This window comes from Pseudomonas sp. ACN5, assembly GCF_002303975.1.
GTDB classification, from domain to species: domain Bacteria; phylum Pseudomonadota; class Gammaproteobacteria; order Pseudomonadales; family Pseudomonadaceae; genus Aquipseudomonas; species Aquipseudomonas laurylsulfatiphila.
Map to the genome: position 1 here is coordinate 452421 of NZ_MRCP01000004.1, position 26128 is coordinate 478548.

22 protein-coding genes are annotated in these 26128 nt (G+C 59.6%); 11 read left to right on the top strand and 11 right to left on the bottom strand.

Going from position 1 to position 26128, the window contains the following annotated elements; translation table 11 throughout:
* Positions 1–24 precede the first annotated feature (24 nt).
* The 5 genes from BSF40_RS10735 to BSF40_RS10755 all read right to left on the bottom strand — a co-directional run bounded on the left by BSF40_RS10735 (position 25) and on the right by BSF40_RS10755 (position 5028).
* Positions 25–726 carry an ABC transporter ATP-binding protein gene (locus BSF40_RS10735; RefSeq protein WP_015093834.1) on the bottom strand — a complete coding sequence of 234 codons (702 nt, stop codon included), beginning with the start codon at positions 724–726 and terminating at the stop codon, positions 25–27.
* On the bottom strand, positions 727–1494 hold the full coding sequence (livG, locus tag BSF40_RS10740; RefSeq protein ID WP_007976644.1) for a high-affinity branched-chain amino acid ABC transporter ATP-binding protein LivG: 768 nt from the start codon (positions 1492–1494) through the stop codon (positions 727–729). It lies immediately after the preceding gene.
* Positions 1491–2747, bottom strand: coding sequence for a high-affinity branched-chain amino acid ABC transporter permease LivM (locus BSF40_RS10745; RefSeq protein WP_095965096.1), 1257 nt, complete (start codon positions 2745–2747; stop codon positions 1491–1493). Before BSF40_RS10745 ends, livG begins: the two co-directional genes overlap by 4 nt.
* Positions 2744–3667 (bottom strand): high-affinity branched-chain amino acid ABC transporter permease LivH, encoded by a 924-nt coding sequence (gene livH, locus BSF40_RS10750; protein WP_007976647.1) that lies wholly within the window; start codon positions 3665–3667, stop codon positions 2744–2746. Before livH ends, BSF40_RS10745 begins: the two co-directional genes overlap by 4 nt.
* 233 nt (positions 3668–3900) lie before the next feature.
* Entirely contained in the window at positions 3901–5028 is a 1128-nt protein-coding gene (locus BSF40_RS10755) for a branched-chain amino acid ABC transporter substrate-binding protein (protein ID WP_095965097.1), read from the bottom strand.
* Positions 5029–5378: 350 nt separating this feature from the next.
* Between BSF40_RS10755 and BSF40_RS10760 the strand changes: the two genes are divergently transcribed.
* On the top strand, positions 5379–5684 hold the full coding sequence (locus BSF40_RS10760) for a DUF2288 domain-containing protein (RefSeq protein WP_015093837.1): 306 nt from the start codon (positions 5379–5381) through the stop codon (positions 5682–5684).
* A gap of 283 nt (positions 5685–5967) precedes the next feature.
* On the opposite strand, the gene BSF40_RS10765 is transcribed toward BSF40_RS10760, so the two are convergent.
* Positions 5968–8166, bottom strand: a complete 2199-nt coding sequence (locus tag BSF40_RS10765; RefSeq protein ID WP_095965098.1) for a hypothetical protein — start codon at positions 8164–8166, stop codon at positions 5968–5970.
* A gap of 196 nt (positions 8167–8362) precedes the next feature.
* Between BSF40_RS10765 and BSF40_RS10770 the strand changes: the two genes are divergently transcribed.
* Positions 8363–9259: an NAD(P)-dependent oxidoreductase gene (locus tag BSF40_RS10770; RefSeq protein ID WP_095965099.1), complete on the top strand. Its 897-nt coding sequence runs from the start codon at positions 8363–8365 to the stop codon at positions 9257–9259.
* On the opposite strand, the gene BSF40_RS10775 is transcribed toward BSF40_RS10770, so the two are convergent.
* Complete coding sequence (locus tag BSF40_RS10775; protein WP_305887518.1) at positions 9216–11432, bottom strand: bifunctional diguanylate cyclase/phosphodiesterase; 2217 nt, start codon at positions 11430–11432, stop codon at positions 9216–9218. The two genes, BSF40_RS10770 and BSF40_RS10775, sit on opposite strands and share 44 nt — an antisense overlap.
* Before the next feature lie 146 nt (positions 11433–11578).
* On the bottom strand, positions 11579–11944 hold the full coding sequence (locus BSF40_RS10780) for a YkgJ family cysteine cluster protein (protein WP_095965101.1): 366 nt from the start codon (positions 11942–11944) through the stop codon (positions 11579–11581).
* 268 nt (positions 11945–12212) lie between these two features.
* Here BSF40_RS10780 and BSF40_RS10785 point away from each other — a divergent pair, with 268 nt between their 5' ends.
* Positions 12213–13562, top strand: a complete 1350-nt coding sequence (locus BSF40_RS10785) for an MFS transporter (RefSeq protein ID WP_095965102.1) — start codon at positions 12213–12215, stop codon at positions 13560–13562.
* Between the two features lie 183 nt (positions 13563–13745).
* Here BSF40_RS10785 and rapA read toward each other — a convergent pair whose 3' ends face one another.
* Positions 13746–16592: an RNA polymerase-associated protein RapA gene (gene rapA, locus BSF40_RS10790; protein WP_095965103.1), complete on the bottom strand. Its 2847-nt coding sequence runs from the start codon at positions 16590–16592 to the stop codon at positions 13746–13748.
* A 218-nt stretch (positions 16593–16810) separates the two neighbouring features.
* On the opposite strand from rapA, the gene BSF40_RS10795 reads away from it, so the two are divergent.
* The 3 genes from BSF40_RS10795 to ccoM all read left to right on the top strand — a co-directional run bounded on the left by BSF40_RS10795 (position 16811) and on the right by ccoM (position 17672).
* Positions 16811–17152 carry a hypothetical protein gene (locus BSF40_RS10795; RefSeq protein WP_008054180.1) on the top strand — a complete coding sequence of 114 codons (342 nt, stop codon included), beginning with the start codon at positions 16811–16813 and terminating at the stop codon, positions 17150–17152.
* 100 nt (positions 17153–17252) lie between these two features.
* A complete protein-coding gene (locus tag BSF40_RS32705; RefSeq protein WP_086776977.1) occupies positions 17253–17414 on the top strand; it encodes a hypothetical protein in 162 nt (53 codons plus the stop codon).
* 147 nt (positions 17415–17561) lie between these two features.
* Entirely contained in the window at positions 17562–17672 is a 111-nt protein-coding gene (gene ccoM, locus BSF40_RS33370) for a cytochrome c oxidase subunit CcoM (RefSeq protein WP_007976669.1), read from the top strand.
* Between the two features lie 270 nt (positions 17673–17942).
* On the opposite strand, the gene BSF40_RS10805 is transcribed toward ccoM, so the two are convergent.
* The gene (locus BSF40_RS10805; protein WP_057400798.1) at positions 17943–19418 is read right to left on the bottom strand and encodes an inorganic phosphate transporter; all 1476 of its coding nucleotides are present in this window, start codon (positions 19416–19418) and stop codon (positions 17943–17945) included.
* Between the two features lie 376 nt (positions 19419–19794).
* Positions 19795–19995 (bottom strand): hypothetical protein, encoded by a 201-nt coding sequence (locus tag BSF40_RS10810; RefSeq protein ID WP_007976673.1) that lies wholly within the window; start codon positions 19993–19995, stop codon positions 19795–19797.
* Between the two features lie 688 nt (positions 19996–20683).
* On the opposite strand from BSF40_RS10810, the gene pcaR reads away from it, so the two are divergent.
* The 5 genes from pcaR (at position 20684) to pcaF (ending at position 26106) form a co-directional block, all read left to right on the top strand.
* Positions 20684–21526, top strand: a complete 843-nt coding sequence (gene pcaR / locus BSF40_RS10815) for a pca regulon transcriptional regulator PcaR (RefSeq protein WP_095965104.1) — start codon at positions 20684–20686, stop codon at positions 21524–21526.
* Positions 21527–21650: 124 nt separating this feature from the next.
* Positions 21651–22997 (top strand): MFS transporter, encoded by a 1347-nt coding sequence (locus tag BSF40_RS10820; RefSeq protein ID WP_095965105.1) that lies wholly within the window; start codon positions 21651–21653, stop codon positions 22995–22997.
* A 270-nt stretch (positions 22998–23267) separates the two neighbouring features.
* Entirely contained in the window at positions 23268–24125 is an 858-nt protein-coding gene (locus BSF40_RS10825) for a CoA transferase subunit A (RefSeq protein ID WP_007976681.1), read from the top strand.
* A complete protein-coding gene (locus tag BSF40_RS10830) occupies positions 24125–24904 on the top strand; it encodes a CoA-transferase subunit beta (protein WP_015093847.1) in 780 nt (259 codons plus the stop codon). Before BSF40_RS10825 ends, BSF40_RS10830 begins: the two co-directional genes overlap by 1 nt.
* Positions 24901–26106: a 3-oxoadipyl-CoA thiolase gene (pcaF, locus tag BSF40_RS10835; protein WP_172435688.1), complete on the top strand. Its 1206-nt coding sequence runs from the start codon at positions 24901–24903 to the stop codon at positions 26104–26106. Before BSF40_RS10830 ends, pcaF begins: the two co-directional genes overlap by 4 nt.
* Positions 26107–26128: the final 22 nt, after the last annotated feature.

The window sequence follows — 26128 nt, forward strand, 5'->3', positions numbered from 1 at the left end:
CGTTTTTTTGTTCACCGCAAAGGCTCAACCACCGAGGTACGCTTCGCGCACTTTCGGGTCGGTCAGCAGCGCTTCACCAGTGCCTTGCATCACTACCCGGCCGTTCTCCAGAACGTAGGCACGGTCAGCGATTTTCAGTGCCTGGTTGGCGTTTTGCTCGACCAGGAACACCGTCACACCGTCCTTGCGCAGCTGTTCGATGATGTCGAAGATCTGCTGGATGATGATCGGCGCCAGACCCAGCGACGGCTCGTCGAGCAGCAACAGCTTGGGCTTGCTCATCAGTGCACGGCCGATGGCGAGCATTTGCTGTTCGCCGCCGGACATGGTGCCGCCACGCTGGTTGAAACGCTCTTTCAGGCGTGGGAAAAGTCCGAGGACCTTGTCCATCTGTTCCTGATAGTCGCCCTTGGCGGTGAAGAAACCGCCCATCGACAGGTTTTCTTCCACGGTCAGCCGGGAAAACACCCGACGACCTTCCGGTACCACGGCAATGCTCTTGCGCATGATCTGCGAGGAGTCCTGGCCGACCAGTTCCTCACCCATGTAGCGGATGCTGCCACTGTGGGCCCGCGGCGAACCGCAAAGCGTCATCAGCAGCGTGGACTTGCCGGCACCGTTGGCGCCGATCAGGGTCACGATCTCGCCCTGGCGGACTTCGACGTTGACGCTGTGCAGGGCCTGGATCTTGCCGTAGAAGGTGGAAACGTTTTCGAACTGCAGCATTTACGCTTCCCCCAGGTAGGCTTTGATCACTTCAGGATTGTCGCGGATCTGTTCCGGCGTGCCGTTGGCCAGGGGCGTGCCCTGGTTGATCACGACGATGTGGTCGGAAATGCTCATGACCAGTTTCATGTCGTGTTCGATCAGCAGGACGGTCACGTTGTGCTCTTCACGCAGCACACTGATCAGCGCCTTGAGGTCTTCGGTTTCCTTCGGGTTCAGGCCTGCGGCCGGTTCGTCGAGCATGAGGATCCGTGGACGGGTCATCATGCAGCGGGCGATTTCCAGGCGACGTTGCTGACCGTAGGCCAGGGTGCCGGCCGGACGGTTGGCGAACTCACGCAGATTGACCTTGTCCAGCCAGTACTCGGCGTATTCCATGGCCTCGCGCTCGCTCTTGCGGAACGACGGGGTCTTGAACAGGCCGGACAGGAAGTTGGTGTTCAGGTGACGGTGCTGGGCGATCAAGAGGTTCTCGACCGCGGTCATGTCCTTGAACAACCGTACGTTCTGGAAGGTCCGCACCACGCCTTTGAGGGCGATCTTGTGACCCGGCAGGCCTTCGATCGGCTCGCCGTCCAGCAGGATGCTGCCGCCGCTCGGCTTGTAGAAGCCGGTCAGGCAGTTGAACACGGTGGTCTTGCCGGCGCCGTTAGGGCCGATCAATGCCACCACTTGTTTCTCTTTCACGCTCAAGGCCACGCCATTGACCGCCAGCAAGCCGCCGAAGCGCATGCTCAGGTTTTCTACTTTAAGGATCTCGCGGCTCATTTGCGCAGCTCCATGTGAGGACGTTGCATGGGCAGCAGACCCTGAGGGCGCCAGATCATCATCAGTACCATCAAGGCACCGAACATCAACATGCGGTACTCACTGAACTCACGCATCATTTCCGGCAGCAGGATCATCACCACGGCAGCCAGGATCACGCCCAGCTGCGAGCCCATGCCACCGAGCACCACGATGGCGAGAATGATCGCCGACTCGATGAAGGTGAAGGACTCAGGTGTCACCAGGCCCTGGCGAGCGGCGAAGAAGCTGCCGGCGAAACCGGCGAAGCTCGCACCCAGGGTGAAGGCCGACAACTTGATGATGGTCGGGTTCAGACCCAGGGCGCGGCAGGCGATTTCGTCTTCACGCAACGCTTCCCAGGCACGGCCCAGAGGCATGCGCAGCAAGCGGTTGATGACGAACAGGGCGAACAACGCGAGGAACAACGCAACCAGGTAGAGGAAGATCACCTTGTTGATCGAGTTGTATTCCAGGCCGAAGTACTCGTGGAAGGTTTGCAGGCCTTCCGCAGCCTTGCGTTCAAAGGTCAGGCCGAAGAACGTCGGCTTCTCGATGTTGCTGATGCCGTTCGGGCCGCCGGTGATGTCGGTCAGGTTACGCAGGAACAGACGGATGATTTCACCGAAGCCCAGGGTCACGATCGCCAGGTAGTCACCACGCAAGCGCAGCACCGGGAAGCCCAGCAGGAAGCCGAAAGTGGCCGCCATCAGGCCGGCAATCGGCAGGCAGATCCAGAAGCTCAGGCCGTAGTAGTGCGACAGCAGCGCGTAGCTGTAGGCGCCGACGGCATAGAAACCGACGTAACCGAGGTCGAGCAGGCCGGCCAGGCCGACCACGATGTTCAGGCCGAGGCCGAGCATCACGTAGATCAGCACCAGGGTCGCGATATCCACCGCACCGCGAGAGCCGAAGAACGGCCAGACCAGGGCACCGGCGATCAGCGCGATGATGATCCAGCGTTGCGTGGTCGGCAGGGTCAGGAAGTTGCTGGCCTTGGCCGGAATCAGCGGCATGCCTGGCGACGAACGCCAGGCCGAGCTGATCTGCTGGTCGAACAGCACACGCAGGAACATCAGCACCGAACACACCGCGATGGTGATCAGGGTGGCGTCGCTGGTGCCATGAACTTCGAGGTTGATGCCGACGATGGTCAGCTTCAGACCGAGTACCGGGTAGGCCACGGCCCACACCAGCAAGGCGCTGAACAGCGCCTGTTTAAGATTCCTAGTCATACCTTCTCAACCTCCGGACGGCCCAGCAGGCCGGTTGGCCGGAACAACAGCACCAGAACCAGCAGGCCGAACGCCACGACGTCCTTGTACTGGTCGCCGAAGATATCGGCACCAAAGGCTTCTGCCACACCCAAAACGAGCCCGCCGAGCATGGCGCCCGGAATGCTGCCAATACCGCCCAGTACCGCTGCGGTGAAGGCCTTGAGGCCGACCAGGAAACCGGCGTTCGGGTTGATCACGCCGTATTGCATGCTCAGCAGTACGGCCGCGATGGCCGCCAGCGCGGCACCGATGACGAAGGTCAGGGCGATGATGTTGTTGGTGTTGATACCCAGCAGGTTGGCCATCTTGATGTCTTCGGCGCAGGCACGGCAGGCGCGACCCAGGCGAGAGCGGGAGATGAACAGCGTCAGGCCGAGCATGGCGACCAGGGTCACCACGAACACCACGATTTGCATGTAGGAAATCAGCACTTCATGTGCGCCACCTGGGCCAAAGGCAATATTGCCCGGAATCAGGTTGGGAATGGATTTGTCCTTGGAGTCTTGCGCCAGCAGAACGGTGTTCTGCAGGAAGATCGACATGCCGATGGCGGAGATCAGCGGGATCAGACGGTTGCTGCCGCGCAAGGGGCGGTAGGCGATCCGTTCGATGCTGTAGCCATAGGCACTGGTGACAACGATGGTTGCAAGGAAAGCGGCGGTCATCAACAGCGGAACGCTGTCGAGTCCCAGCATGGCCAGCCCGGCGATGGCGATGAACGCCACGTAGGAGCCGATCATGTAGACCTCGCCGTGGGCGAAGTTGATCATTCCAATGATGCCGTAGACCATCGTATAGCCGATGGCGATCAGGGCATACGTGCTGCCAATGGTCATGCCATTAACCAGCTGTTGGAAAAAGTGATAGATGTCAGGCATTACAGCGCTCCTAAAAACCTGATACGCATTTCACTGGTGGAGTCATTTTCCCGCCCGAGCCCCGTGGATCTGCATCCACTTCGAATTCGGGGTTTGCCAGCGAACCGCTGATGACGGTTTTGAGATTTTCAGGTGGGGAGACTGGCGGATCACGCCAGCGCGGCCCAAGTACGTTCGTAAAACAAAGCCCACGGCACGCCGTGGGCTTTATTGGCAGTCAGTCAGGCAACGCCTTACTGAGGCTTGGCTTCAGTTTTTGGTTTGCCGAAGTGCCACTCGTAAACCACAAATTTGAAGTCCTTCAGGTCACCTTTCTCGTCGAAGCTCAGGTCGCCGGTAGGGGTCTTGAAGGTGCCTTTGTGGATGGCTTCAGCCACTTTGGCGGAGTCTTCGGACTTGGCAGCCTTGATACCGTCGGCAATCACGGTCACAGCCGAGTAGGCCGGGAACACGAATGGACCGCTCGGGTCTTCTTTCTTGGCTTTGAACGCATCAGCCAGGGCAACGTTGGCCGGATCCTGGTCGAAGGATTTCGGCAGGGTCACCAGCAGACCTTCGGAAGCGTCCTTGGCGATCTGCGAAATGGAGTCGTTACCCACGCCTTCCGGACCCATGAACTTGGCTTTCAGGCCTTTTTCCTGAGATTGACGCAGGATCAGACCCAGCTCAGGGTGGTAGCCGCCGTAGTAGACGAAGTCGACATTGGCTTGCTTGAGCTTGGCGATCATCGAGGAGAAGTCTTTGTCGCCGGCGTTGACGCCTTCGAACACGGCAACCTTGACGCCTTTGCCTTCCAGGGTTTTCTTCACGGCGCTGGCGATGCCTTCACCGTACTGCTGTTTGTCGTGCAGGACAGCAACGATTTTCGGTTTGACGAAGTCGGCGATGTAGTTACCGGCGGCAGGGCCCTGGGCGCTGTCCAGACCGATGGTACGGAAGACCATTTTGTAACCACGGGCGGTGATGTCCGGGCTGGTGGCAGCCGGGGTGATCATGATCACGCCTTCGTCTTCGTAGATGTCCGAAGCCGGTTGAGTGGAGCTGGAGCACAGGTGACCAACCACGAACTTGACGCCGTCGTTGACGACTTTGTTCGCGACCGCCACGGCTTGTTTTGGATCACAGGCGTCATCGTATTCAACGGCTTCGAGTTTCTTGCCGTCTACGCCGCCTTTGGCGTTGATCTGCTCGATGGCCATTTTGGCGCCACTGAACTGCATGTCGCCGTATTGGGCTACAGGACCGGTTTTAGGGCCGGCGATGCCGATCTTGATGGTGTCAGCTGCGAACGAATGGCTGGCAACCCCGGCCAGAACCATAGCGGCAAACAGTTTGGAAATCTGCTTAGTAGCCTTAGTCATAGTGCTCCACTCTTACTGTTGTAGTTTTTATAGTCCTGGCGCCGTTGGCAGCAGAACCGGGTCAGATATCTACGACATCCCCCGGAAATGCCCCCCGGCAACTGTACCGGTACAGTGTAGAGCGCCGATTGTCAGCCTGGGAAGCTGGCGCCAGGGGGCAAAACTTGGGGGTGTCGCTATTTTGAAAGAAAAAGACAGAATTGCGGCGGAGATTTGAAGGGCTTATAGCCAGATTCCGTGCATTCCTTGGCTTTCCTGCTCTTTTCGTTCAGTGACACAAATTGCATCTGGGTTTTTCTGCCAGACCACCGACGTTATCATTGCGTCGATTTCTTTTCCGGACCGGACCCATGACTGAAGAACCTAGCACCCTCTATGCCAAGCTGCTTGGTGAAACCGCATCTATTACCTGGAAGGAACTGGAGCCGTTCTTTGCCAAGGGTGCCCTATTGTGGGTCGACCCGAGCCTGGATTTGATCGCCGCGGCAGAGGCCGTAGCAAGTGATGAAGGTGAGAAAGTGGCTGCCTGGCTGGCCGAAGACAAACTCGCCAAGCTGTCTGAAACGCGGGCGCTGGATCTTTTTGAACGTGATCCGCAGTTGTGGGCCGTGGTTGTTTCGCCCTGGATTCTGATCCAGGAAAGGGCGCAGGTTTAAAAAACTGCACCGGCCAGGTGCGCTCCTTTCAGGCAGGAAAGTGTGTAGCCGAGTAGCGTGATGGCAGGTTGCCGTAGAGAAAGGCCACAGCCTAACGGTGACGTAAACGTAACGGGAACAGTTGAGCGAGCAACTGAACGGCTGCTCAATTGTTTCTGGATGTTGATTTGTGTTGTTTTCAATACCGCTTTCGCGAGCAAGCCCGCTCCCACATTCGACTGCGTTCTTCCTGAAGAACACCGTTAAATGTGGGAGCGGGCTTGCTCGCGATTGGGGACGACGCTTAGTAAGCGGTCTTGCCCGTATGGTTATTCAGCGAAATAACCTTGGTCTTGCCGATGCGGTGACGATAGATCTCGCGCAGGTATTTGATCGATTTCTTCACGCAGTCCCGGGACAGGCGGATGTCGTTGATCGAAACGAACTTGTCCTTGTCGTTGATCAGTTCACGGTACTTCTTCTCGTACATCGGCTTGATCGCGTACCAGTTGGTATCGAGGATCTTCGCCGGATTCTCGAATTCGTTGAGCAACTCGTCGATCCGGTCTTCATCGAACTGTTCGTTGATGATGAAGTCCAGGATCGAGTTATCCAGAGTCTCGTCGAAACGGTACGGATTCTTCGCAAAGCAGCGCTTGATGAAGGCCACGATCAACGTCAGGAAATCGTCCGACAGGCACGGGCTCTTGGCAATCAGGGTGGTCAGGGACAGGTTGGCCGAGGCACCGATCACCAGCGCGTAGCGCTTGAGCGTGGTGTTGGGGAACAGGCTGTTGAGGTGGGTCTTCAACCGGTTCAGGTCCATGTAGGACAGCTTGTAGTCCTTCGGCAAGGAAACGATCGACACTACCGACGAGCAATTCTTGAAGAAGTGCAGGTCGTGCAGGGCTGCCGCGTCGTAACCCGAGTTCTTGTACTGCTCCAGCGACGCGCGATAGCGCTTGGACTCGATCGGCAACAGGCTGATGCCTTCGATGGCCTGGGTGACCTTGTTGAAGTGCGGCAGGTCGATCGAACGGAAGAACAGGTCGTCGATATTCAGGCGCGCCGGCTCTTTCTCGAATACCTTGAATTTGTCGCTGCTCGGCGGCGGGGTTTCCGGCACCACGGACTCGGCATAGGCAATCGCAACCGGGCCGGCCAGGCTCATGAACAGGTCGTTGGCGTCCAGGCGGATGGTTTCGCCGATGTCGATGCCGGCCCGACGGAAATAGTTCTGGTCGTAGTCGGTGGTGACTGCCTGAGCCGTCAGAATGTTGAATATCTGCTGCGAGATGTACTGGTTGGCGTGCTTTTCCATGGCATTGACATCAATGTTCTGGATATTGCCGTCATCGTTCTCTTCGGCGTAACGCATGATGTCGTTGGAAATCAGCATCATCGCGTTCCATGGGCGGATGCGACCCATGACGCTGGCTTCGCTGCTGTCTTCGTTGGCGAAGTTGTAGGAAAAATCCCACTCTTCCGACAGGTATTTGCACAGCAGGCGGCCGGCGTTGATGTGCAGCGCCTCGGACATTTCACTGCGGTGGTCGGAAATGTTCGGCAGTACACAGATGCCGCTGGTGAAGATCGGCTCGAAGACGAAGGAGTGGCCGCTCTTGCTGTCGTGCTCGTCCATCGGTTTGGTGTCGAACGTCTTGTTCATGTACGAGTGCTGCTGGGCCAGGCCGAATTCCGAGGCCATGCCGGAGCCGGTACCGCCGCCGGCACTGAAGATCGAGAAATACAGGCGCGACTGGTTGGCCTTGATGCCGCAGCTGTCGATCAGGTACGAGTGAATCATTTTCCAGTCAGGGCTGGAGAAACGCTGGGTGTCCTTGTTCAGGATGATCTTGGCCAGGTACTGGCCGAGGATCGGCGCGTTACCGGCGCCACCGGCGTGGACTTCCGACAGGTCCATGATTTTCATTTTGCTGTAGTCGCGCAGGAAACCGCTTTTCTCGCCCTTGCGCGAGAAGCGGATGCGTCCGGCGATGTCTTTGTCCAGGTCGCCAAGCATCACCAATGGCTCGACCAGAAACACCGGTTTGGTGTTCTTGTTCTGACCCAGGCGCAGGTTGTTGCGGATCCACTGGGCCGGGCTGTAGCCCTTTTCGGCAAAACGCTTGTCCGGTGACAGGCGATCTTCGTTGTTGAATTCGTTGAGGTAGAACTTGCGGGCGTTGTACACCAGTTCTGCCACGTCCAGCGCAATGTTCGAGCCGCAGCGGCCCAGGCCGATCAGGCACACCGAGGGGAATTCCTGGTCGCTGTGCTGCTCGCTGTCGCCTTCCAGATGCGGTGGACGCGGGAACACCATGTCGCGCAGGCCGTCGAGGTTGTCGAGGATGCGGTCGGTGTTGGTTTCGGTGAAGTAGAGGTATTGCTGGGTCGCCAACGGGCGGGATTGAATCAATGGCTTCGGTGATGACGGGCTGTTGGCCGCGGGGCTCAACGTCAGATCGGTTACCGCAGTGGCCGGGTTGTTTTTAGAAGTCATTGTTCGCCATCTACCTGGGCTGATTGGTTGGCCGACTGACTGTCGTCGAACCGTCACGGAATAGAGTCGCGTCTTTTTTCAGCGCGTACCTGGACCATGCCTTGGTCATTGACCTGAGCATTGCTCGGGGGGAATCCTTTCCCAAGTCATGATGAATCGGCCAGTATTTGGCGATCTTTAATCAAAAGGAGGCTAAATGATGTCAACGCTACCTTCACTAGGGTTTGCCGGGATCGGCCTGATGGGGTTGCCGATGTGCCGGCGGCTGCTGGCCGCGGGTTATCCGCTGGCGGTATGGAATCGCAATCCGGACAAGTGCAAACCACTGGTCGAGGCTGGCGCACGCCAGGTCGCCAGCCCGGCCGAACTGTGCCAGCACGCTGACGTGGTGATGATGTGCCTGGCGGATACGGCGGTCGTTCGCGAGGTAGTGTTTGGTCCGGCAGGCATTGTCGAGGGGGCAAAAAAAGGCCAGCTGCTGGTGGACTTTTCCAGCCTGGAGCCTAACGCCACGCGGGAGATGGCCGCAGACCTCGCCGGTAGAGCCGGCATGGGCTGGCTCGATACGCCGGTGTCCGGTGGCGTGGTCGGTGCAGAAGCTGGAAGCCTGGCGATCATGGTCGGCGGTGACGCACAGGATCTGGAACGGGTCCGGCCTGTCTTGTTGAACCTGGGGCAGCGTGTGACACACATGGGCGGTGTCGGGGCAGGGCAGGTGACCAAGGCGTGCAATCAGATGATCGTCGCCTGCAATGCATTGGTGATCGCCGAAGTGGTCGCGCTGGCGGAACGCTCCGGGGTTGATGCAAGCCTGATCGCCGAAGCGCTGGCCGGCGGTTTCGCCGATTCCAAACCCCTGCAGTTCCTGGCCCCGCAGATGGCTGAAAACCGTTTCGAACCGGTCAAGTGGCACGTGCGTACCTTGCTCAAGGATCTGGATGCCGCGGTGAAGTTTTCCCGTGAGCAGGGCTCGGCGACACCGATCAGCGGTCTGGCGGCGCAGTTGATGCGCCTGCACGGGAGTCAGGGTTTCCTTGAAAAAGATCCGTCTACATTAGTGCAGATGTACCGTGAGCCAGACCCAGCGCCGTGACCGTGTAGGCGTGCTTGCGCTGGTTGATTTCGTTCAGCACCGGGAGTAACTCGGTCAGCGGTACCGGCCGACTGAGCAAATAGCCCTGAACGAAGTCACAGCCATGGTCTTCCAGGAACTGGTATTGCTCGAAGGTTTCGACCCCTTCGGTGACCACTTGCAGTTGCAGGGTATGGGCCATGACGATAATGGCCTGGACAATTTCCATGTCCTGGGTCGCCTTGGGAATGTCCTGGATGAAGGAGCGGTCGATTTTCAGGGTGTTGAGCGGTAGGCGCTTGAGGTAGGCCAGGGATGAATAGCCGGTGCCGAAGTCATCGATAGACAGCGATACGCCGAGGGCGCGTATCTGCCGCAGCAACACCAGTGTGTTGGCAATATTGCCCATCAAGGCGTTTTCCGTGACTTCCAGCTCCAGCCGATGGGGCTCCACACCGGCGGCCCGCAACGCGCACTCGATCTCATCGGCCAGTTCTTCGCGCGCCAGGTTCAGGGGTGAACAATTCACGGCGATCTTGAGGTCTTCACAGCCTTGGCGCGACAGCTCGCCCAGATCCTCGCAGGCTTTGCGCAGCACCCAGTTATCCAGCTCGGCGATCAGGCCGTTGGCCTCGGCGATTGCGATAAAACGATCCGGTACGAGGAAGCCGTGGACCGGGTGTTGCCAGCGGATCAAGGCTTCGAGCTTGCTGACCTGACCGGTCTTGAGGTCATAGATCGGCTGGTAATAGAGCATCAGGCCGGTGTCTTCACGCAACGCGTGGCGCAACTCCTCTTCCAGTTGCAGCTCAAGCGTTGCGCGGGTTTTCAGGTTGGCACTGAAAAAACTCAACCCGTTGCGGCCGCTGCCCTTGGACTGATACAGCGCGAGGTCGGCGTTCTTCAACAGTTCCTCACACGTCTTGCCGTCCTCCGGAAACAGGCTGATACCGATGCTGGTGGTCATCACCATGCGCCTGCCGGCCAGTTCGATGGGCTCCTTCATTTTCAGCATGATGCGTTGGGCCAACTTTAGCGCTTCGTCACGATCATGCAGGTCGATGAGCAGGCAGAACTCGTCGCCGCCAAAGCGTGCGACCACATCCTCGTGACTGCGAACCGAGCTCTTGATGTGCGCGGCAAGCACTTTGAGCAGTTCGTCTCCGGCATCGTGGCCAAGGCTGTCGTTGATCCGCTTGAAATGGTCGATGTCCAGGAACAGGACTGCCAGCATCCCGCCCTCGTTGGTTTTCTCGATGAGTTTTTCGGCGAAGATCTGGTTGAACCCGCGACGGTTGATCAGGTTGGTCAACGCGTCGTAGTGCGCCACCTGTTGCAGCGACATGCGCGCCTGATCCAGTTGGCTGAGCAGGGAGTTGACCCGCTGCAGGTCGTGGTCCTTGTGTTGCAGTTTCTTGTCCGCCAGTGCCGCGCTGATGCTGCTCCCGATGATCAGCAAGGCGATGACTGTCACGGTCAGCGCCAGTTGCAGGTGGCTGTGTTCGCCGGTTTGCGCTGGCAGGCTGTCGCTGGGCAACACCAGATTGAAGGCGGCCATGGCCGTGAGGTGCATGCTCAGGATGCCTGCCCCAAGCAGCAGGCTGGCGCCGTATTTGAAGAGCTGATGCAGCATCCCGGCGCCGTTGCGCAGATACCATGCCAGCAACAAGGCTGCCAGCGCGGCACCGATCGCGATCGCGATGGAAAGGGCAAACAGGCCCGGATGGTAGTAGACAGAAGCGCTGGAGTGCATGGCCGTCATGCCCACGTAATGCATGGTCGCGATACCCAGGCCGATCCCGATCGATGCCTTGAGGCACTGTCGAAAACTCAGCTCGGGAAGGCTTAGGGTATGCATGGCCAGCCACGCGGCGAGCAGCGCGATGGTTAGCGAGAACACCGTGACGGGCAGTTGGTAGTGAAGGTCGACAGGCGCCTGGAATGCCAGCATCCCGACGAAGTGCATGGCCCAGATACCGCCCGCCAGGCAGCCGCTGCCCACCCAGCGCCAGCGCGTTTGGGACGCGGTTTTTTCAGCGTGGGCCACCCGTTCGGCCATGTCCAGTGTCGCGAAACAGCCGACACAGGCGACCAGATAAGCCAGCAGCACCAGAAAAGGGTCATGTGTGCAATTGAGTATGACCAGCCCACTCTCTGGTAGCTCGGTAATGAAATGCAGACCAAGCCACTCCATAGCACGCCCCATCGTTATTACTCAGGCCGGAGCAAGAGCGCCAGCGAATGTCATGGAGTATAGAGGGCATGGATGGAGTGCAAGGGGTGGTGGCATATCGATATCAAATATTTTGACATTAACCTGATAGCGATTGGTGCTATTACTCAGGCCATTTGCTTCTGAGGCGTCTCGAACACCGGTTGCAGGGCCGGCAAGCCGAATGCGGCACGGGCCGCGTCGCAATCGGGATTGGCCTGACCATCGACCCATGAAGCCTCGAACTCGCGGCAGGTGCTGGAGCGTTTTTCGTAAATCGAGCACTGCACCGTACTGCCCACGTCTCCGACCAGGCTGGTGCAGCGCACGGGTTTGCAGCCGGTGCCGATCATCGCGACCCGGCTGGGGCTGATCTGCTCGACAAGCTCATCGGGTACCGTTCCCCCGGAGGAGGCGCACTCACCCCAGAAGAATGACACGCGAAAATGAGAACAGCAGGCACCGCAGTTCAGACACGGACTGGCTTCGGACATGGGCGATTATCGTGAGGAGGAGTGGAGACACAGGGGGGAATCAAGGCCGCTATTCTAGGCTTCGGCAACGGCTTGGGAAGGGGGGGTGAGAGGTATTTTTCATCGACCGGACGAGCTGCGAAATACCCGCCTTGCGAAAGCTCCTACGGGTTGCCTCCCATGGGCAGGTATCAGCCTGGCGAATAATGAAAGACAGGTGCGTCCAGCCTGTCTAGATTGCAAAGTCCGGGGGCAGTGACGCCCCAAAAACAATAAAAGAGACGGACCCATGCAGAACTCGACCCAAGCGGCCAATGCCTGGCGCATCCTGTTCCTGTTGTTCCTGGCCAACCTGTTCAATTTTTTTGACCGCACCATCCCGGCCATCATCATCGAGCCCATTCGCATGGAATGGCACCTCAGTGATTTCCAGTTGGGGATCATCGGTACGGCATTCACCATCGTCTACGCCATTGCCGGCTTGCCGCTGGGGCGCATGGCCGATACAGGCTCGCGCAGCAAGCTGATGGGCTGGGGACTCGCGGTGTGGAGCGGGTTGACAGCCGTCAACGGCATGGTGGGCAGTTTCTGGAGCTTCCTGATCGTGCGCATGGGCGTCGGCATCGGCGAAGCCAGTTACGCGCCAGCCGCCAACTCGTTGATCGGCGATTTGTTTCCGGCTCACCGCCGGGCACGGGCCATGGGCATCTTCATGCTGGGACTGCCGTTGGGGCTGTTGCTGGCGTTCTTCACCATCGGCGCGATGGTCAAGGCCTTCGATAGCTGGCGCGCGCCGTTCTTTATCGCGGCGGTGCCCGGGCTGGTCCTGGCGATCTTCATGTTTTTCATCAGGGAGCCGAAACGCGGCGCCGCCGAGAGCGTTCAGGTTTCGCAGGAAAAGATCGATCGACCGATCCGTCGTGTACTGGCTGTCCCAACCTTCCTGTGGCTGGTGATGGCCGGCCTCTGTTTCAACTTCGCCACCTATGCCTGCAATTCGTTTCTGGTGCCGATGCTGCAACGCTACTTCCTCATGCCGTTGCAGGAAGCCGCAGTGGCGACCGGGGTTATTGTCGGTGTGACCGGCTTGGTCGGCCTGACCCTCGGTGGCTGGATCGCGGACAAGATTCACCAGCGGGTCGCTAACGGGCGGCTATTGTTTGCCGCCTTCAGCCTGGTGATTTCGACTGTCTGCACCGCGTGGGCGCTGCATTCCGGGCGAATCGAGATCGGTGTGTTCGTGGCCGTATTCAGTGTTGGCTGGCTGTTCGCCTACAACTTCTACACCTGCGTGTACACGGCGATTCAGGACGTGGTCGAACCGCGCTTGCGGGCGACGGCAATGGCGCTGTTCTTTGCCGGGCTGTACCTGTTGGGCGGTGGCCTGGGGCCGGTGGTGGTCGGGGCCTTGTCCGATCACTTTGCCCACACGGCGATGCTTGCCGCGGGTGCCGAGCAGATGACCGAAGCGTTCAAGGCGGTTGGCCTGCATGACGCGATGTACCTGATTCCGGTGGCGCTGTTGCTTACCGTGGTGTTTCTGTTCCTGGCTTCGCGGTGTTTTGTGCGCGATGCCAAGCGGATGAAGGAAGGGTTGGTGGCGGTGGGTGAGCCTGAAGGTTCTGTGGTGACTGCCTGATCGCTTTCGCGGGCAAGCCCGCTCCCACAGGTTTAGTGTTGTTCACGAGATTTGTATTCGACACTAACAATTGTGGGAGCGGGCTTGCCCGCGAAGAGGCCATTAGCAGCACTACTGAAATTGAAGTAAACAAAAAGGCCCGCATCGCTGCGGGCCTTCTTTATTTGTGAGTCGGGGAGGGGATTAACCCGCCACCAACACCCGAATCGCTTCCAGTCGCAACGCAGCCTTGTCGAGCATGGCCAGGCCTTGCTCGCGTTGTTTGCGCAGGGCCACCAGTTCGCTGTCGCGTACGGTCGGGTTGACCGCTTGCAGCGCGGTCAGACGTGCCAGTTCTTCTTCGGTATCGGCAGCCAGGCGACGCTGCGCCTCGGCGACACGTTCAGTGTGGCGCGGCAGGATCTTCGCCTCACCGGCGTTGATTCGCGGCGTCAGTTGGTCACGCTGGGCCTGGATGAACTTGTTGGCGCTGGCACGGGGCACGCTTTCGAGCTGATCGTTCAAGGTTTCGAACGACACGCGGGCCGACAGGTCGTTGCCGTTGGTATCGAGCAGGCAGCGCAGGGCGGCCGGCGGCAGGTAGCGGCCCAGTTGCAGCGAGCGCGGGGCAACCACTTCGCTGACATACAACAGTTCCAGCAACACGGTGCCCGGCTTCAGCGCCTTGTTCTTGATCAGCGCCACGGCGGTGTTGCCCATGGAGCCGGACAGCACCAGATCCATGCCGCCCTGCACCATCGGGTGCTCCCAGGTAATGAATTGCATGTCTTCGCGAGACAGCGCCTGGTTGCGGTCGTAAGTGATGGTCACGCCTTCGTCGTCACCCAGCGGGAAGCTGGCGTCGAGCATTTTTTCGCTCGGCTTGAGGATCAGGGCGTTTTCCGAATGGTCTTCGCTGTCGATGCCGAAGGCGTCAAACAGGGTTTCCATGTAGATCGGCAGCGCGAACTGGTCGTCCTGCTCAAGGATATCTTCCACCAATGCATCGCCTTCGCCCGCGCCACCGGAGTTCAACTCCAGCAAGCGGTCACGACCGGTGTGCAGCTCGGCTTCCAGGCGCTCACGCTCGGTGCGGGCTTCGTCGATCAGCGCTTGCCACTCGCCATCGTCGGCTTCTTCGAGCAGCGGCAGCAGGCGCGGGCCGAACTGGTGCTGCAAGGCGTTGCCGGTCGGGCAGGTGTTGAGGAATGCGTTCAGCGCTTCGTGGTACCACTGGAACAGGCGCTCTTGCGGGCTGGTTTCCAGGTATGGCACGTGCAATTCGATGATGTGCTTCTGGCCGATCCGGTCCAGTCGACCGATACGTTGTTCCAGCAGGTCCGGGTGGGACGGCAGGTCGAACAGCACCAGGTGATGGGAGAACTGGAAGTTGCGACCTTCACTGCCGATTTCCGAGCAGATCAGCACTTGCGCACCAAACTCTTCGTCGGCGAAGTAGGCGGCGGCGCGGTCACGCTCGAGGATGTTCATGCCTTCGTGGAACACCGTGGCCGGGATGCCGGAACGCACGCGCAGGGCGTCTTCCAGGTCCATGGCGGTTTCGGCGTGGGCGCAGATCACCAGCACTTTGGTGCGCTTGAGCATCTTCAACTGGTCGATCAGCCATTCGACGCGAGGGTCGAACTTCCACCAGCGCTCTTCTTCGCTGGCGTCCGGCTGGGCCTGGAAGCTGACTTCCGGGTACAGCTCGGCGTGATCGCCCAGCGGCAGTTCGAGGTATTCGTCCGGGCACGGCAGCGGATACGGGTGCAGCTTGCGTTCCGGGAAGCCTTGCACGGCGGCGCGAGTGTTGCGGAACAGTACGCGGCCGGTGCCGTGACGGTCGAGCAATTCGCGCACCAGGCGCGCGCTGGCTTCTGTGTCGCCATCGTTGACGGCGGCCAGCAGGGCTTCGCCTTCGTTGCCGAGGAAACCGTGGATGGTCTTGTGGGCTTGCGGCGACAGGCGTCCCTGATCCAGCAACTCCTGAACGGCTTCGGCCACCGGGCGATAGTTTTCGCTCTCGGCGCGGAAGGCTTGCAGGTCATGGAAACGGTTCGGGTCGAGCAGGCGCAGACGGGCGAAGTGGCTGTCCTGGCCCAGTTGTTCCGGGGTGGCGGTCAACAGCAGTACGCCAGGAATGGTTTCGGCGAGTTGCTCGACCAGCGAATATTCAGGACTGACCTGATCTTCGTGCCACACCAGGTGGTGCGCCTCGTCGACCACCAGCAAGTCCCAGCCTGCCGCGAACAGCGCATCCTGGGCTTTCTCGTCGTCCACCAGCCACTCAAGCGCGACCAGCGCGAGTTGGGTGTCTTCGAACGGGTTGCTGGCATCGCTTTCGATGAAACGCTCTTCGTCGAACAGCGCGACCTGCAGGTTGAAACGACGACGCATCTCGACCAGCCACTGGTGCTGCAGGTTCTCCGGAACCAGGATCAGCACACGGCTGGCGCGGCCCGAGAGCAACTGGCGATGGATCACCAGGCCGGCTTCGATGGTTTTACCCAGGCCCACTTCGTCGGCCAGCAGAACCCGCGGCGCGATACGGTCGGCGACTTCGCGGGCAATGTGCAACTGGTGCGCGATCGGTTGCGCACGCACGCCGCCCAGGCCCCAAAGGGAGGACTGCAACTGACGGCTGGTGTGTTCCAGGGTGTGATAACGCAGGGAGAACCAGGCCAGCGGGTCGATCTGGCCGGCGAATAGACGGTCGCTGGCCAGGCGGAACTGGATGAAGTTCGACAGCTGGGTTTCCGGCAGGGTGACCACTTCGTTCTGCCCGTTGAGGCCGTGGTAAACCAGCAGGCCATCGATGTCATCGACTTCGCGGACGGTCAGCTTCCAGCCTTCGAAGTGAGTGATAGAGTCACCCGGCGAAAATCGCACGCGGGTCAGAGGCGCATTCCGTAGCGCGTACTGGCGGGTGTCGCCAGTGGCCGGGTAGAGCACGGTCAACAAGCGGCCGTCCTGTGCCAGAACGGTGCCTAAACCCAGCTCGGCTTCGCTGTCACTGATCCAGCGTTGCCCCGGTTGATACTGCTGCGCCATGCTGCCTGACTCCCACCTTGAAAAAGCCGGCTATCTTAACGGAATGAGGGCTTCAGGGCCAAAGGACTCTCAGAAAAACTCACAGTCAAACGTTAGCCCACCTGTGCATGACGCGCCGCTCAGTGCACTAATGAGTGCCAATTGGGTCACAGTTTGCGACCGATGGCTCAAGTCGCCATCCCCGCAGCCGACAGCCTGCTGACAGGAGACCGAAAACCATGCTGCCACCGATGCTTCCCTTGAGTGCCGTGCCGATCACTTCACAGACTGATCCGATCCGCCAGCGCCCGGATATTCCACCGGTGGTGCCGGTGCAGGAAAGCTCCAGTGAAAGCACCATCGACCTGCAAAAGCGCAATCCTGAAGAGGACGGGCTGGTGCTGCGCGAGGAGCAGCGGCGCAGGCAGGAGCAGGAACGGCGTCGCCACGAGGCTGATAATGATCCCGAGGCACACCTGGCGATTCCCGGCGATGAACTCAATGCCGACAACACCGTGCCGGTGGCGCCGCTGATGGAAGATCAGCCGCGGCAGGGGTTGTGGGTCGACATCGAGATTTGAGTACACGGCTGGTCAGCGCGGTCGTCAGGCCGCATTATTGGCGCAGGGTTGCCGAACGCTACGGTGGCTGAAACTCATTTCAAGCGATGCACTGACTGCCATGAGCCAAGACGACAAACTGATTGACCTCAACGCGGAACGCGCCAAGCGTGTTCATGACCTCAATGACAAACGACTCAATGAAGTTCGCCAGGCGTTCGAACAAGCCATGCCGTTGGGCAAGGTGAAGAAAAAGCCGAAAAACAAACCGAAAAAACGCTGACCCTCCTCCCCCGCATTCATTGATGCGGGTCAAACCTTTCCCTTCCTCTTGCCCAGTCTCGGGCGACATTGATCCCGGTCAATATTCTCTCCTGCCCGTTTGGTTAACTTAGCCCTATCGCAACAGGGCAAGTGCAGGAGACGCGTCATGTTTTTCGACAACGTGGTGATCGCCGGAGTGCTGACTGTCAGCCTCATGTTTGTATTTTTTGCAGGTTTCGGACTTTTTATCTGGAAGGATTCGCACAAGCGGAAATAACCGTGGTTCTTTCTGGATGTAATGAGCACGCAAGGCATTTTGGGCAACTTCGGTTGCCCTTTTTTTTGCCTGTAAAACTCTATCGATACACGCAAACCCTGTGGGAGCGAGCTTGCTCGCGATGAGGCCATAACATTCAGCATCTATATTGACTGCAAGGCCGCTATCGCGAGCAAGCTCGCTCCCACAATGATTTGTGGTGTGGCGACAATTATGGCAATAAAAAAGGCGCGTTCCTTGCGGAGCGCGCCTTTTTCGTTTGGCTGCTTATCAGCTGCCAAGTGCCTTCGAGGCCAGCCAGAACAACCCGGCCGACAGGGCCACGGTGGCTGGCAGGGTCAATACCCAGGCCAGCAGGATGGTTCTGACGGTGCCGCCTTGCAGGCCGCTTTTATTGGCGACCATGGTGCCTGCCACGCCAGAGGACAGCACGTGGGTGGTGGAAACCGGCAGGCTGAAGATGTTCGCCATGCCGATCAGGCTGGCGGTGGTGATCTGCGCCGACATGCCTTGGGAGTAAGTCATGCCTTGCTTGCCGATCTTCTCGCCAATGGTCAGTACCACGCGTTTCCAGCCGACCATGGTGCCCAGGCCCAGGGCCAGTGCAACCGCCAGAATCACCCAGAACGGGGCGTATTCGGTGGTAGTGGTCAGGTCTTTGCGCAACTTGTCCAGGTCAGCCTTTTCACGGGCCCCGAGAGTTGGCAACTTGCTGACTTTCTTCGCTGTATCGTCCAGGCAGAGCAGGTAGCGACGGACTTCGATACGGCTTTCCGCCGACAGCGAATGGTAGTCGGCTACACCCTTGAGGGTGCCGAGCAGGGCGGTGATGGTCGGTTCGGTCTGTTGCGGGTTGCAACGGAATTTCTCCGGCAGATCGCCATCCAGGCTCTTGCCCAGGGCCAGGAATTCACCCAGGGTTTCGGAATTGCGCTGGTAGAACTGGCTCAGGTGCAGGGTCGCGTCGCGAGTCCGCTCGATCTGATAGGTCGTGCTGTTCAGGTCGAGGACGAACTGGGCCGGCACGATACCGATCAGGACCAGCATGATCAGGCCGATACCTTTCTGGCCATCGTTGGAACCGTGCACGAAACTCACGGCCATGGCCGAGATCACCAGTACCAGGCGATTCCAGAACGGCGGGTGTTTCTTGTCGTCGATCTTGCGGCGCTGTTCCGGTGTCTTGTGCATCTTCGACAGCGGGCGCCACCATTTAAGGCCGATCAGGATCAGCGCGGCGATCAGGAAGCCGGCCATTGGCGAGAACACCAGTGACATGCCGATATCGATCGCCTTTTGCCAGTTCACCCCGTCGGCCAACGGAATTTCGTTGATCAGGGCGTTGGCCAGGCCGACACCGAGGATCGAACCGATCAGCGTGTGGGAACTGGAAGCGGGAATACCGAAGTACCAGGTGCCCAGGTTCCAGGTAATGGCGGCGGCGAGCAATGAGAACACCATGGCCAGTCCGTGACCGGTGTTCACATTGATCAGCAGTTCTACCGGCAGCAGGTGGACAATGGCATACGCCACGCCGACCCCGCCCAGCAGCACGCCGAGGAAGTTGAACACCCCGGAGAAAAACACCGCCAGGTGAGGCGGCATGGCTTTGGTGTAGATAACGGTGGCCACCGCGTTAGCGGTGTCATGAAAGCCGTTGATGAACTCGAAGGCGAGGACAAAGGCCAGGGCGAGCAAGAGGCTCACAAGCACCCAAGCATCCAGTCCGCTGAATAAATCGATCATGAAGGTTTTCTGACCCGGTCATAAGGGGGCGCGATTATGCCAGAAAAGACTGCTAATCAATGCACTAGCTGCTCATCGGTAACATTCTTCAACGAATTTTTTTGCCGCGGCACCCAAAACCCAAGGGTTTTGCTGTGTTTTTTAACTTATTGATTTTGCTAGAAAAGATCGCCATAGCAAGGGAGGCGCACGGCTGAAGGATGGGGTCGAATGCCTGTGCGAAATATCTGAGAAATACATCAGATATCAAAATCTGCCTTCATCCGGGGAGGGCAGTGGCCGCTGCCCGCTCGTAGCGGGCGCGCAAGGCGACCTCCATACATCCCGCTTTTAACAGGTGCAGAGGCAGGTCCTTGTAAGGATCAGGCCGAAGCAGTCATGGCTCTTCGGCTTTGAGTTCCTTTTCCATTTTTTCAAGTTCTTGCTGGAAAACCTGATCCTGAACGGTGGCGCGTTTACGCCAGGGTTTGCGTTCCGGTTCGGGTTGAGCGGCGTAAGTGGTGACTTCTCCGCCGTAAACTTCCTTGTAGCGTTGTTCCTGGCGCTCTAGTTCCGCGCGCAGTTCGTCTTTCGTCACAGTGCTACCTGATTGAGTTGAGATAAATTCTGGTGAAAACGCGCTGCATCAAATCGATTGATCACGTCCGTCGAATGACAATGCCCGTCAAGGCATCGTTTTGGCAACAACCGGGATCAATACTTCCATGTCACAGGCGGCCACGGCACCAGAGATAAATAGCTGACGTAGCTTCAGTTTCCTGTTTCAGCAAGCGCACGGGCAAGGCGGTGCAATGCAGATCTGGCGCTTGCAACGAGCAACGGCGATGGAACATCGCATTGCCGGGCAGCAGCTCCGGCAAGTAAAAAAACCGGAGCGCTACTGAATTGTATTATAGCGGCCTATTTGAAGAACACTATATCCAAAGAGTTAAAAGCGGGTCTTGGGCGGGGCAGTTTTGTTGTGCGAAACTTTACATTCCACTAGAACGTCGACTGATCCCTGATTGCTGCGATGCCTTTCTGACGCCATTAAGTCGAACAAGTTACGGTATTTAGAATGCCTCATTAAGGCCTTGGGGCGATCGGCTGTAAACGCGTTCGTGATTCAGCGAAAAACAGATATCAGCGCACCCGGTGATTGATACGGTAGATTGCGATTATCGGTCGAGCGTTCGATAATCGCCCGGAGTTGGCGGGCCGGGCTTGAGCGTCAGGCGGTAGCCCTTTGTAATAGTCGCTGATCCGAGTGGGTAAAAGGACCTTGTATGAACGATCAAATGCGTAATTCCTTCGCTTCAGTGGCTCCCCCCATCGTTGCCTCACCGGCCAAACGGATCCAGGCACTGACCGGCGACCCGGATTTCATGACGTCCCTGGCCCGTGGCCTGGCTGTGGTGCAGGCGTTCCAGGAGCGCAAACGGCACCTGACCATCGCCCAGATCAGCCACCGCACGGAAATTCCCCGCGCCGCCGTGCGCCGTTGCCTGCACACCCTGATCAAACTCGGCTACGCCACCACCGACGGCCGCACCTATTCGTTGCTGCCCAAAGTACTGACCCTCGGCCATGCCTATGTGTCATCAACGCCGCTGGCGGTGTCCGCCCAGCCTTATCTGGACCGCATGAGCGAACAGCTGCACGAGGCCTGCAACATGGCCACGCTGGAAGGTGATGACATTCTGTACATCGCCCGCTCCGCGACCACCCAGCGCCTGATTTCGGTGGACCTGTCGGTGGGTGGGCGCCTGCCGGCCTATTGCACGTCGATGGGACGGATCCTGCTGGCCGCGCTGGATGACACGTCGCTGGGCGAATACCTGGAGCACGCCGAACTGCAGGCCAAGACGAGTCGCACGATTCACACCCCCGAGGCATTGCTCGAATGCCTGCAAGAGGTGCGACAGCAAGGCTGGTGCATCGTCGACCAGGAGCTTGAGCAGGGGCTGCGCTCGATTGCCGTCCCGGTGTACGACGCCTCCGGCCAGGTGGTCGCGGCCCTCAATGTCAGCACCCACGCCGGGCGAGTCAGTCGTAACGAGCTGGAACAACGCTTCCTGCCCGGCCTGCTGAGTGCCAGCCGCGACCTCAGTACCCAACTGTTCACCTAAGCTGTTCGATAAACGCACAGAGTTGCGTCTGGCGAATTGACGCTGTTTCCTGTGGATCATTACTGTCGCGTCTGCGTCAGCCTCCGCTGGCCCCTTTTCGACTGTGATCCACGGAATAAAAATAATGAACCAGCCCCAGTCTGCTGTAGGAAACTGCCTTGACGTGCAGTCCTTCATCAATGCTCAACCCATTTCGCGCTACCAGTGGCGTGTAGTCATCCTGTGTTTCCTGATTGTCTTTCTCGATGGCCTCGATACCGCGGCCATGGGGTTCATTGCGCCGGCTCTGTCGCAGGATTGGGGAATCGATCGCGCCAGCCTCGGCCCGGTGATGAGCGCGGCTCTGATCGGCATGGTCTTTGGTGCACTGGGCTCCGGGCCATTGGCTGACCGCTTTGGGCGAAAAGTCGTACTGGTCGGGGCGGTGTTGTTGTTCGGTGCCTTCAGCCTGGCTTCGGCCTACAGCACCAACGTCGAGCAATTGCTGGTATTGCGCTTTTTAACCGGGTTGGGCCTGGGCGCCGGCATGCCGAACGCCACGACTCTGCTGTCGGAGTACACCCCGGAGCGTAAGAAGTCCCTGCTGGTGACCAGCATGTTCTGTGGTTTCAACCTCGGCATGGCCGGTGGCGGATTTATTTCGGCCAAACTCATTCCGGCCTTTGGCTGGCACAGCCTGCTGCTGATCGGCGGAGTCCTGCCGCTCATCCTCGCCGTCGTTTTGCTGTTCTGGCTGCCGGAGTCGGCGCGTTACCTGGTGGTGCGTAACCGCGGTACGGATAAAGTGCGCAAGGCACTGGCGCCTATTGACCCGACGATGGTGGCCCAGGCGTCCAGTTTCAGCGTGCCGGAACAGAAAACCGTGAAGGCGCGCAATGTGTTTGCGGTGATCTTCTCCGGTACCTACAGCGTCGGCACCTTGCTGCTGTGGCTGACCTACTTCATGGGCCTGGTGATCGTCTACCTGCTGACCAGCTGGCTGCCGACGCTGATGCGTGACAGTGGCGCGAGCATGGAGCAGGCCGCCTTCATCGGCGCGCTGTTCCAGTTCGGTGGCGTGCTCAGTGCAGTGGGCGTGGGCTGGGCGATGGACCGGTTCAATCCGCACAAGGTCATCGGTACTTTCTACCTGCTGGCCGGGGTGTTTGCCTACGCGGTGGGGCAGAGCCTGGGCAACATCACAATACTGGCAACGCTGGTGCTGGTGGCGGGGATGTGTGTCAACGGTGCGCAATCGGCAATGCCGTCACTGGCGGCACGGTTTTACCCGACTCAGGGGCGGGCCACCGGCGTGTCGTGGATGCTCGGGATCGGCCGCTTCGGCGCCATTCTCGGGGCGTGGATGGGCGCGACGCTGCTGGGGTTGGGCTGGAACTTCGAGCAAGTGCTGACGGCGCTGGTGATTCCGGCGGCGCTGGCGACTGCGGCCGTTGTGATCAAGGGCATGGTCAGTCATGCGGATGCGACATGACCGCCTGATCTGGAATCTCGTGTTGGTTTGAGGACCCATTCGCGGGCAAGCCCGCTCCCACAGGGATACGCGGTCACCTGTGGGAGCGGGCTTGCTCGCGAAGCTTTTGATCTGGATTGTTAGTCGAGCAACAATATGTTCGATTATCGAACGGTTACTCGATTATCGGATTGTTTGGTGTTTTGCACAGGCTTAACCTTCAGTCATTCCGGCGCTGCGCATCGGCGCCTTCTTCCACTGTCGGTTAACAACAAACGGGAGCCTGCCCCAATGGCTGAAATTCTTTCGCTGCACGACGCGGTGAAGCAATTCGTGAACGACGGCGATACGGTCGCACTCGAAGGCTTTACCCATCTGATCCCGACTGCCGCGGGCCACGAAATCATTCGCCAGGGCAAGAAAGACCTGACCCTGGTGCGGATGACCCCTGACTTGATCTACGACCAGTTGATCGGTGCCGGTTGTGCCCGCAAGCTGATTTTCTCCTGGGGCGGCAACCCGGGTGTCGGCTCCCTGCATCGCCTGCGTGACGCCGTCGAGAAACAGTGGCCACACCCGCTGGAAATCGAAGAGCACAGTCACGCCGACCTGGCCAATGCCTACGTCGCCGGTGCTTCCGGCCTGCCGTTCGCGGTGCTGCGAGCCTACGCCGGTTCCGACCTGCCGAAGGTCAACCCGCTGATCAAGTCCGTTACCTGCCCGTTCACCGGCGAAGTGCTCGCCGCCGTGCCTTCGGTGCGCCCGGACATCACCGTGATCCATGCACAGAAAGCCGATCGCAAAGGCAACGTGCTGCTCTGGGGCATTCTCGGGGTGCAGAAAGAAGCCGCACTGGCCGCCAAGCGTTGCATTGTCACCGTTGAAGAGATCGTCGACGACCTCAATGCACCGATGAACGCCTGCGTGCTGCCGACCTGGGCCTTGAGCGCGGTTTGCCACGTACCTGGCGGTGCGCATCCGTCCTACGCCCACGGTTACACCGAACGCGACAACCGTTTCTACCAGGCCTGGGACCCGATTGCCCGCGACCGTGAAACCTTCACCGCGTGGATCAACGAATACATCCACGGCAGCGCTGACTTCAGCGAGTTCCAGGCCAAACTGGCCGCCGCTTCGGAGGCGAAGTAATGACTTACACCACCAATGAAATGATGACCGTCGCCGCCGCTCGCCGCTTGAAGAACGGTTCTGTGTGCTTCGTTGGCATCGGCCTGCCGTCGAAAGCGGCCAACCTGGCGCGCCTGACGTCTTCGCCTGATGTGGTATTGATCTACGAATCGGGTCCGATCGGTGCCAAGCCGAGCGTATTGCCGCTGTCGATCGGTGACGGTGAATTGGCGGAAACCGCCGACACCGTGGTCCCGACCGGCGAGATTTTCCGCTACTGGCTGCAGGGCGGACGCATCGACGTCGGTTTCCTCGGCGCGGCGCAGGTTGACCGTTTCGGCAACATCAACACCACAGTGGTCGGCGATTACCACGCGCCGAAAGTGCGTCTGCCAGGCGCCGGTGGCGCGCCGGAGATTGCCGGTTCCGCCAAGAGCGTGTTGATTATCCTCAAGCAGTCGGCGCGCTCCTTTGTCGACAAACTCGACTTCATTACCTCGGTCGGCCACGGCGAGGGTGGCGATTCGCGCAAGCGTCTCGGCCTGCCAGGCGCCGGTCCGGTGGGAATCATTACTGATCTGTGCATCATGGAGCCGGAAGCCGGCACCCATGAGTTCGTGGTCACTGCACTGCACCCGGGCGTGACCCGCGAGCAAGTGGTCGCCGCCACCGGTTGGGCAATCCGTTTTGCCGACAACGTTGAGCAAACCGCCGAGCCGACCGACGTCGAGCTGACCGCGCTGCGCGATCTCGAAGCCCGTACCGCAGCGGCCCACGGCCAAGCCCCCGGAGAAGCGTGATGCGTGACGTTTTTATCTGCGACGCGATTCGTACCCCCATCGGCCGTTTCGGCGGTGGTCTGTCGACGGTGCGTGCCGACGACCTGGCCGCCGTGCCGATCAAGGCCTTGATGGAGCGCAACCCGTCGGTGGACTGGAGCGCCGTGGACGAGGTGTTCCTCGGCTGCGCCAACCAGGCCGGCGAAGACAACCGCAACGTCGCGCGCATGGCGCTGCTGTTGGCGGGGCTTCCGCAAAGCATTCCCGGCGTGACCCTCAACCGCCTCTGCGCTTCGGGCATGGATGCCATCGGCACCGCGTTCCGCGCGATCGCCAGCGGCGAGATGGAGCTGGCGATTGCCGGCGGCGTCGAGTCGATGTCCCGCGCACCGTTCGTGATGGGCAAGGCCGACGCGGCGTTCTCGCGCAACATGAAACTCGAAGACACCACCATCGGCTGGCGCTTCATCAACCCGCTGATGAAAGCCCAGTACGGCGTGGACGCGATGCCGCAGACTGCCGACAACGTCGCTGACGATTACAAAGTCTCCCGCGAAGACCAGGACGCCTTTGCACTACGCAGCCAGCAGCGCACCGCCGTCGCGCAAGCCGCCGGGTACTTCGCCGAAGAAATCGTCGAAGTTCGGATTGCCCACAAGAAGGGTGAAACCGTGGTCAGCCAGGACGAGCATCCTCGCGCCGACACCACCCTGGAAGCCCTGACCAGACTGAAACCGGTCAACGGCCCCGATAAAACCGTCACCGCCGGCAATGCCTCGGGTGTGAACGACGGGGCCGCCGCGTTGATCCTGGCCTCGGCCGAAGCCGTGAAGAAACACGGCCTGACCGCCCGCGCCAAAGTGCTGGGCATGGCCAGCGCCGGTGTTGCACCGCGGGTGATGGGCATCGGCCCGGTGCCCGCGGTGCGCAAACTGACCGAGCGCCTCGGCGTGGCAGTCAGCGATTTCGATGTGATCGAACTCAACGAAGCCTTCGCCAGCCAGGGCCTGGCGGTTCTGCGTGAACTGGGGATCGCCGACGATGCCGCCCAGGTCAACCCGAACGGTGGCGCTATTGCCTTGGGCCATCCGTTGGGCATGAGTGGTGCGCGTCTGGTACTGACGGCGTTGCATCAGCTGGAAAAGACCGGCGGCAAGAAAGGACTGGCGACCATGTGCGTCGGTGTCGGCCAGGGTCTGGCTTTGGCAATCGAACGGGTCTGACACACCCTGTCGGCTAACAAGA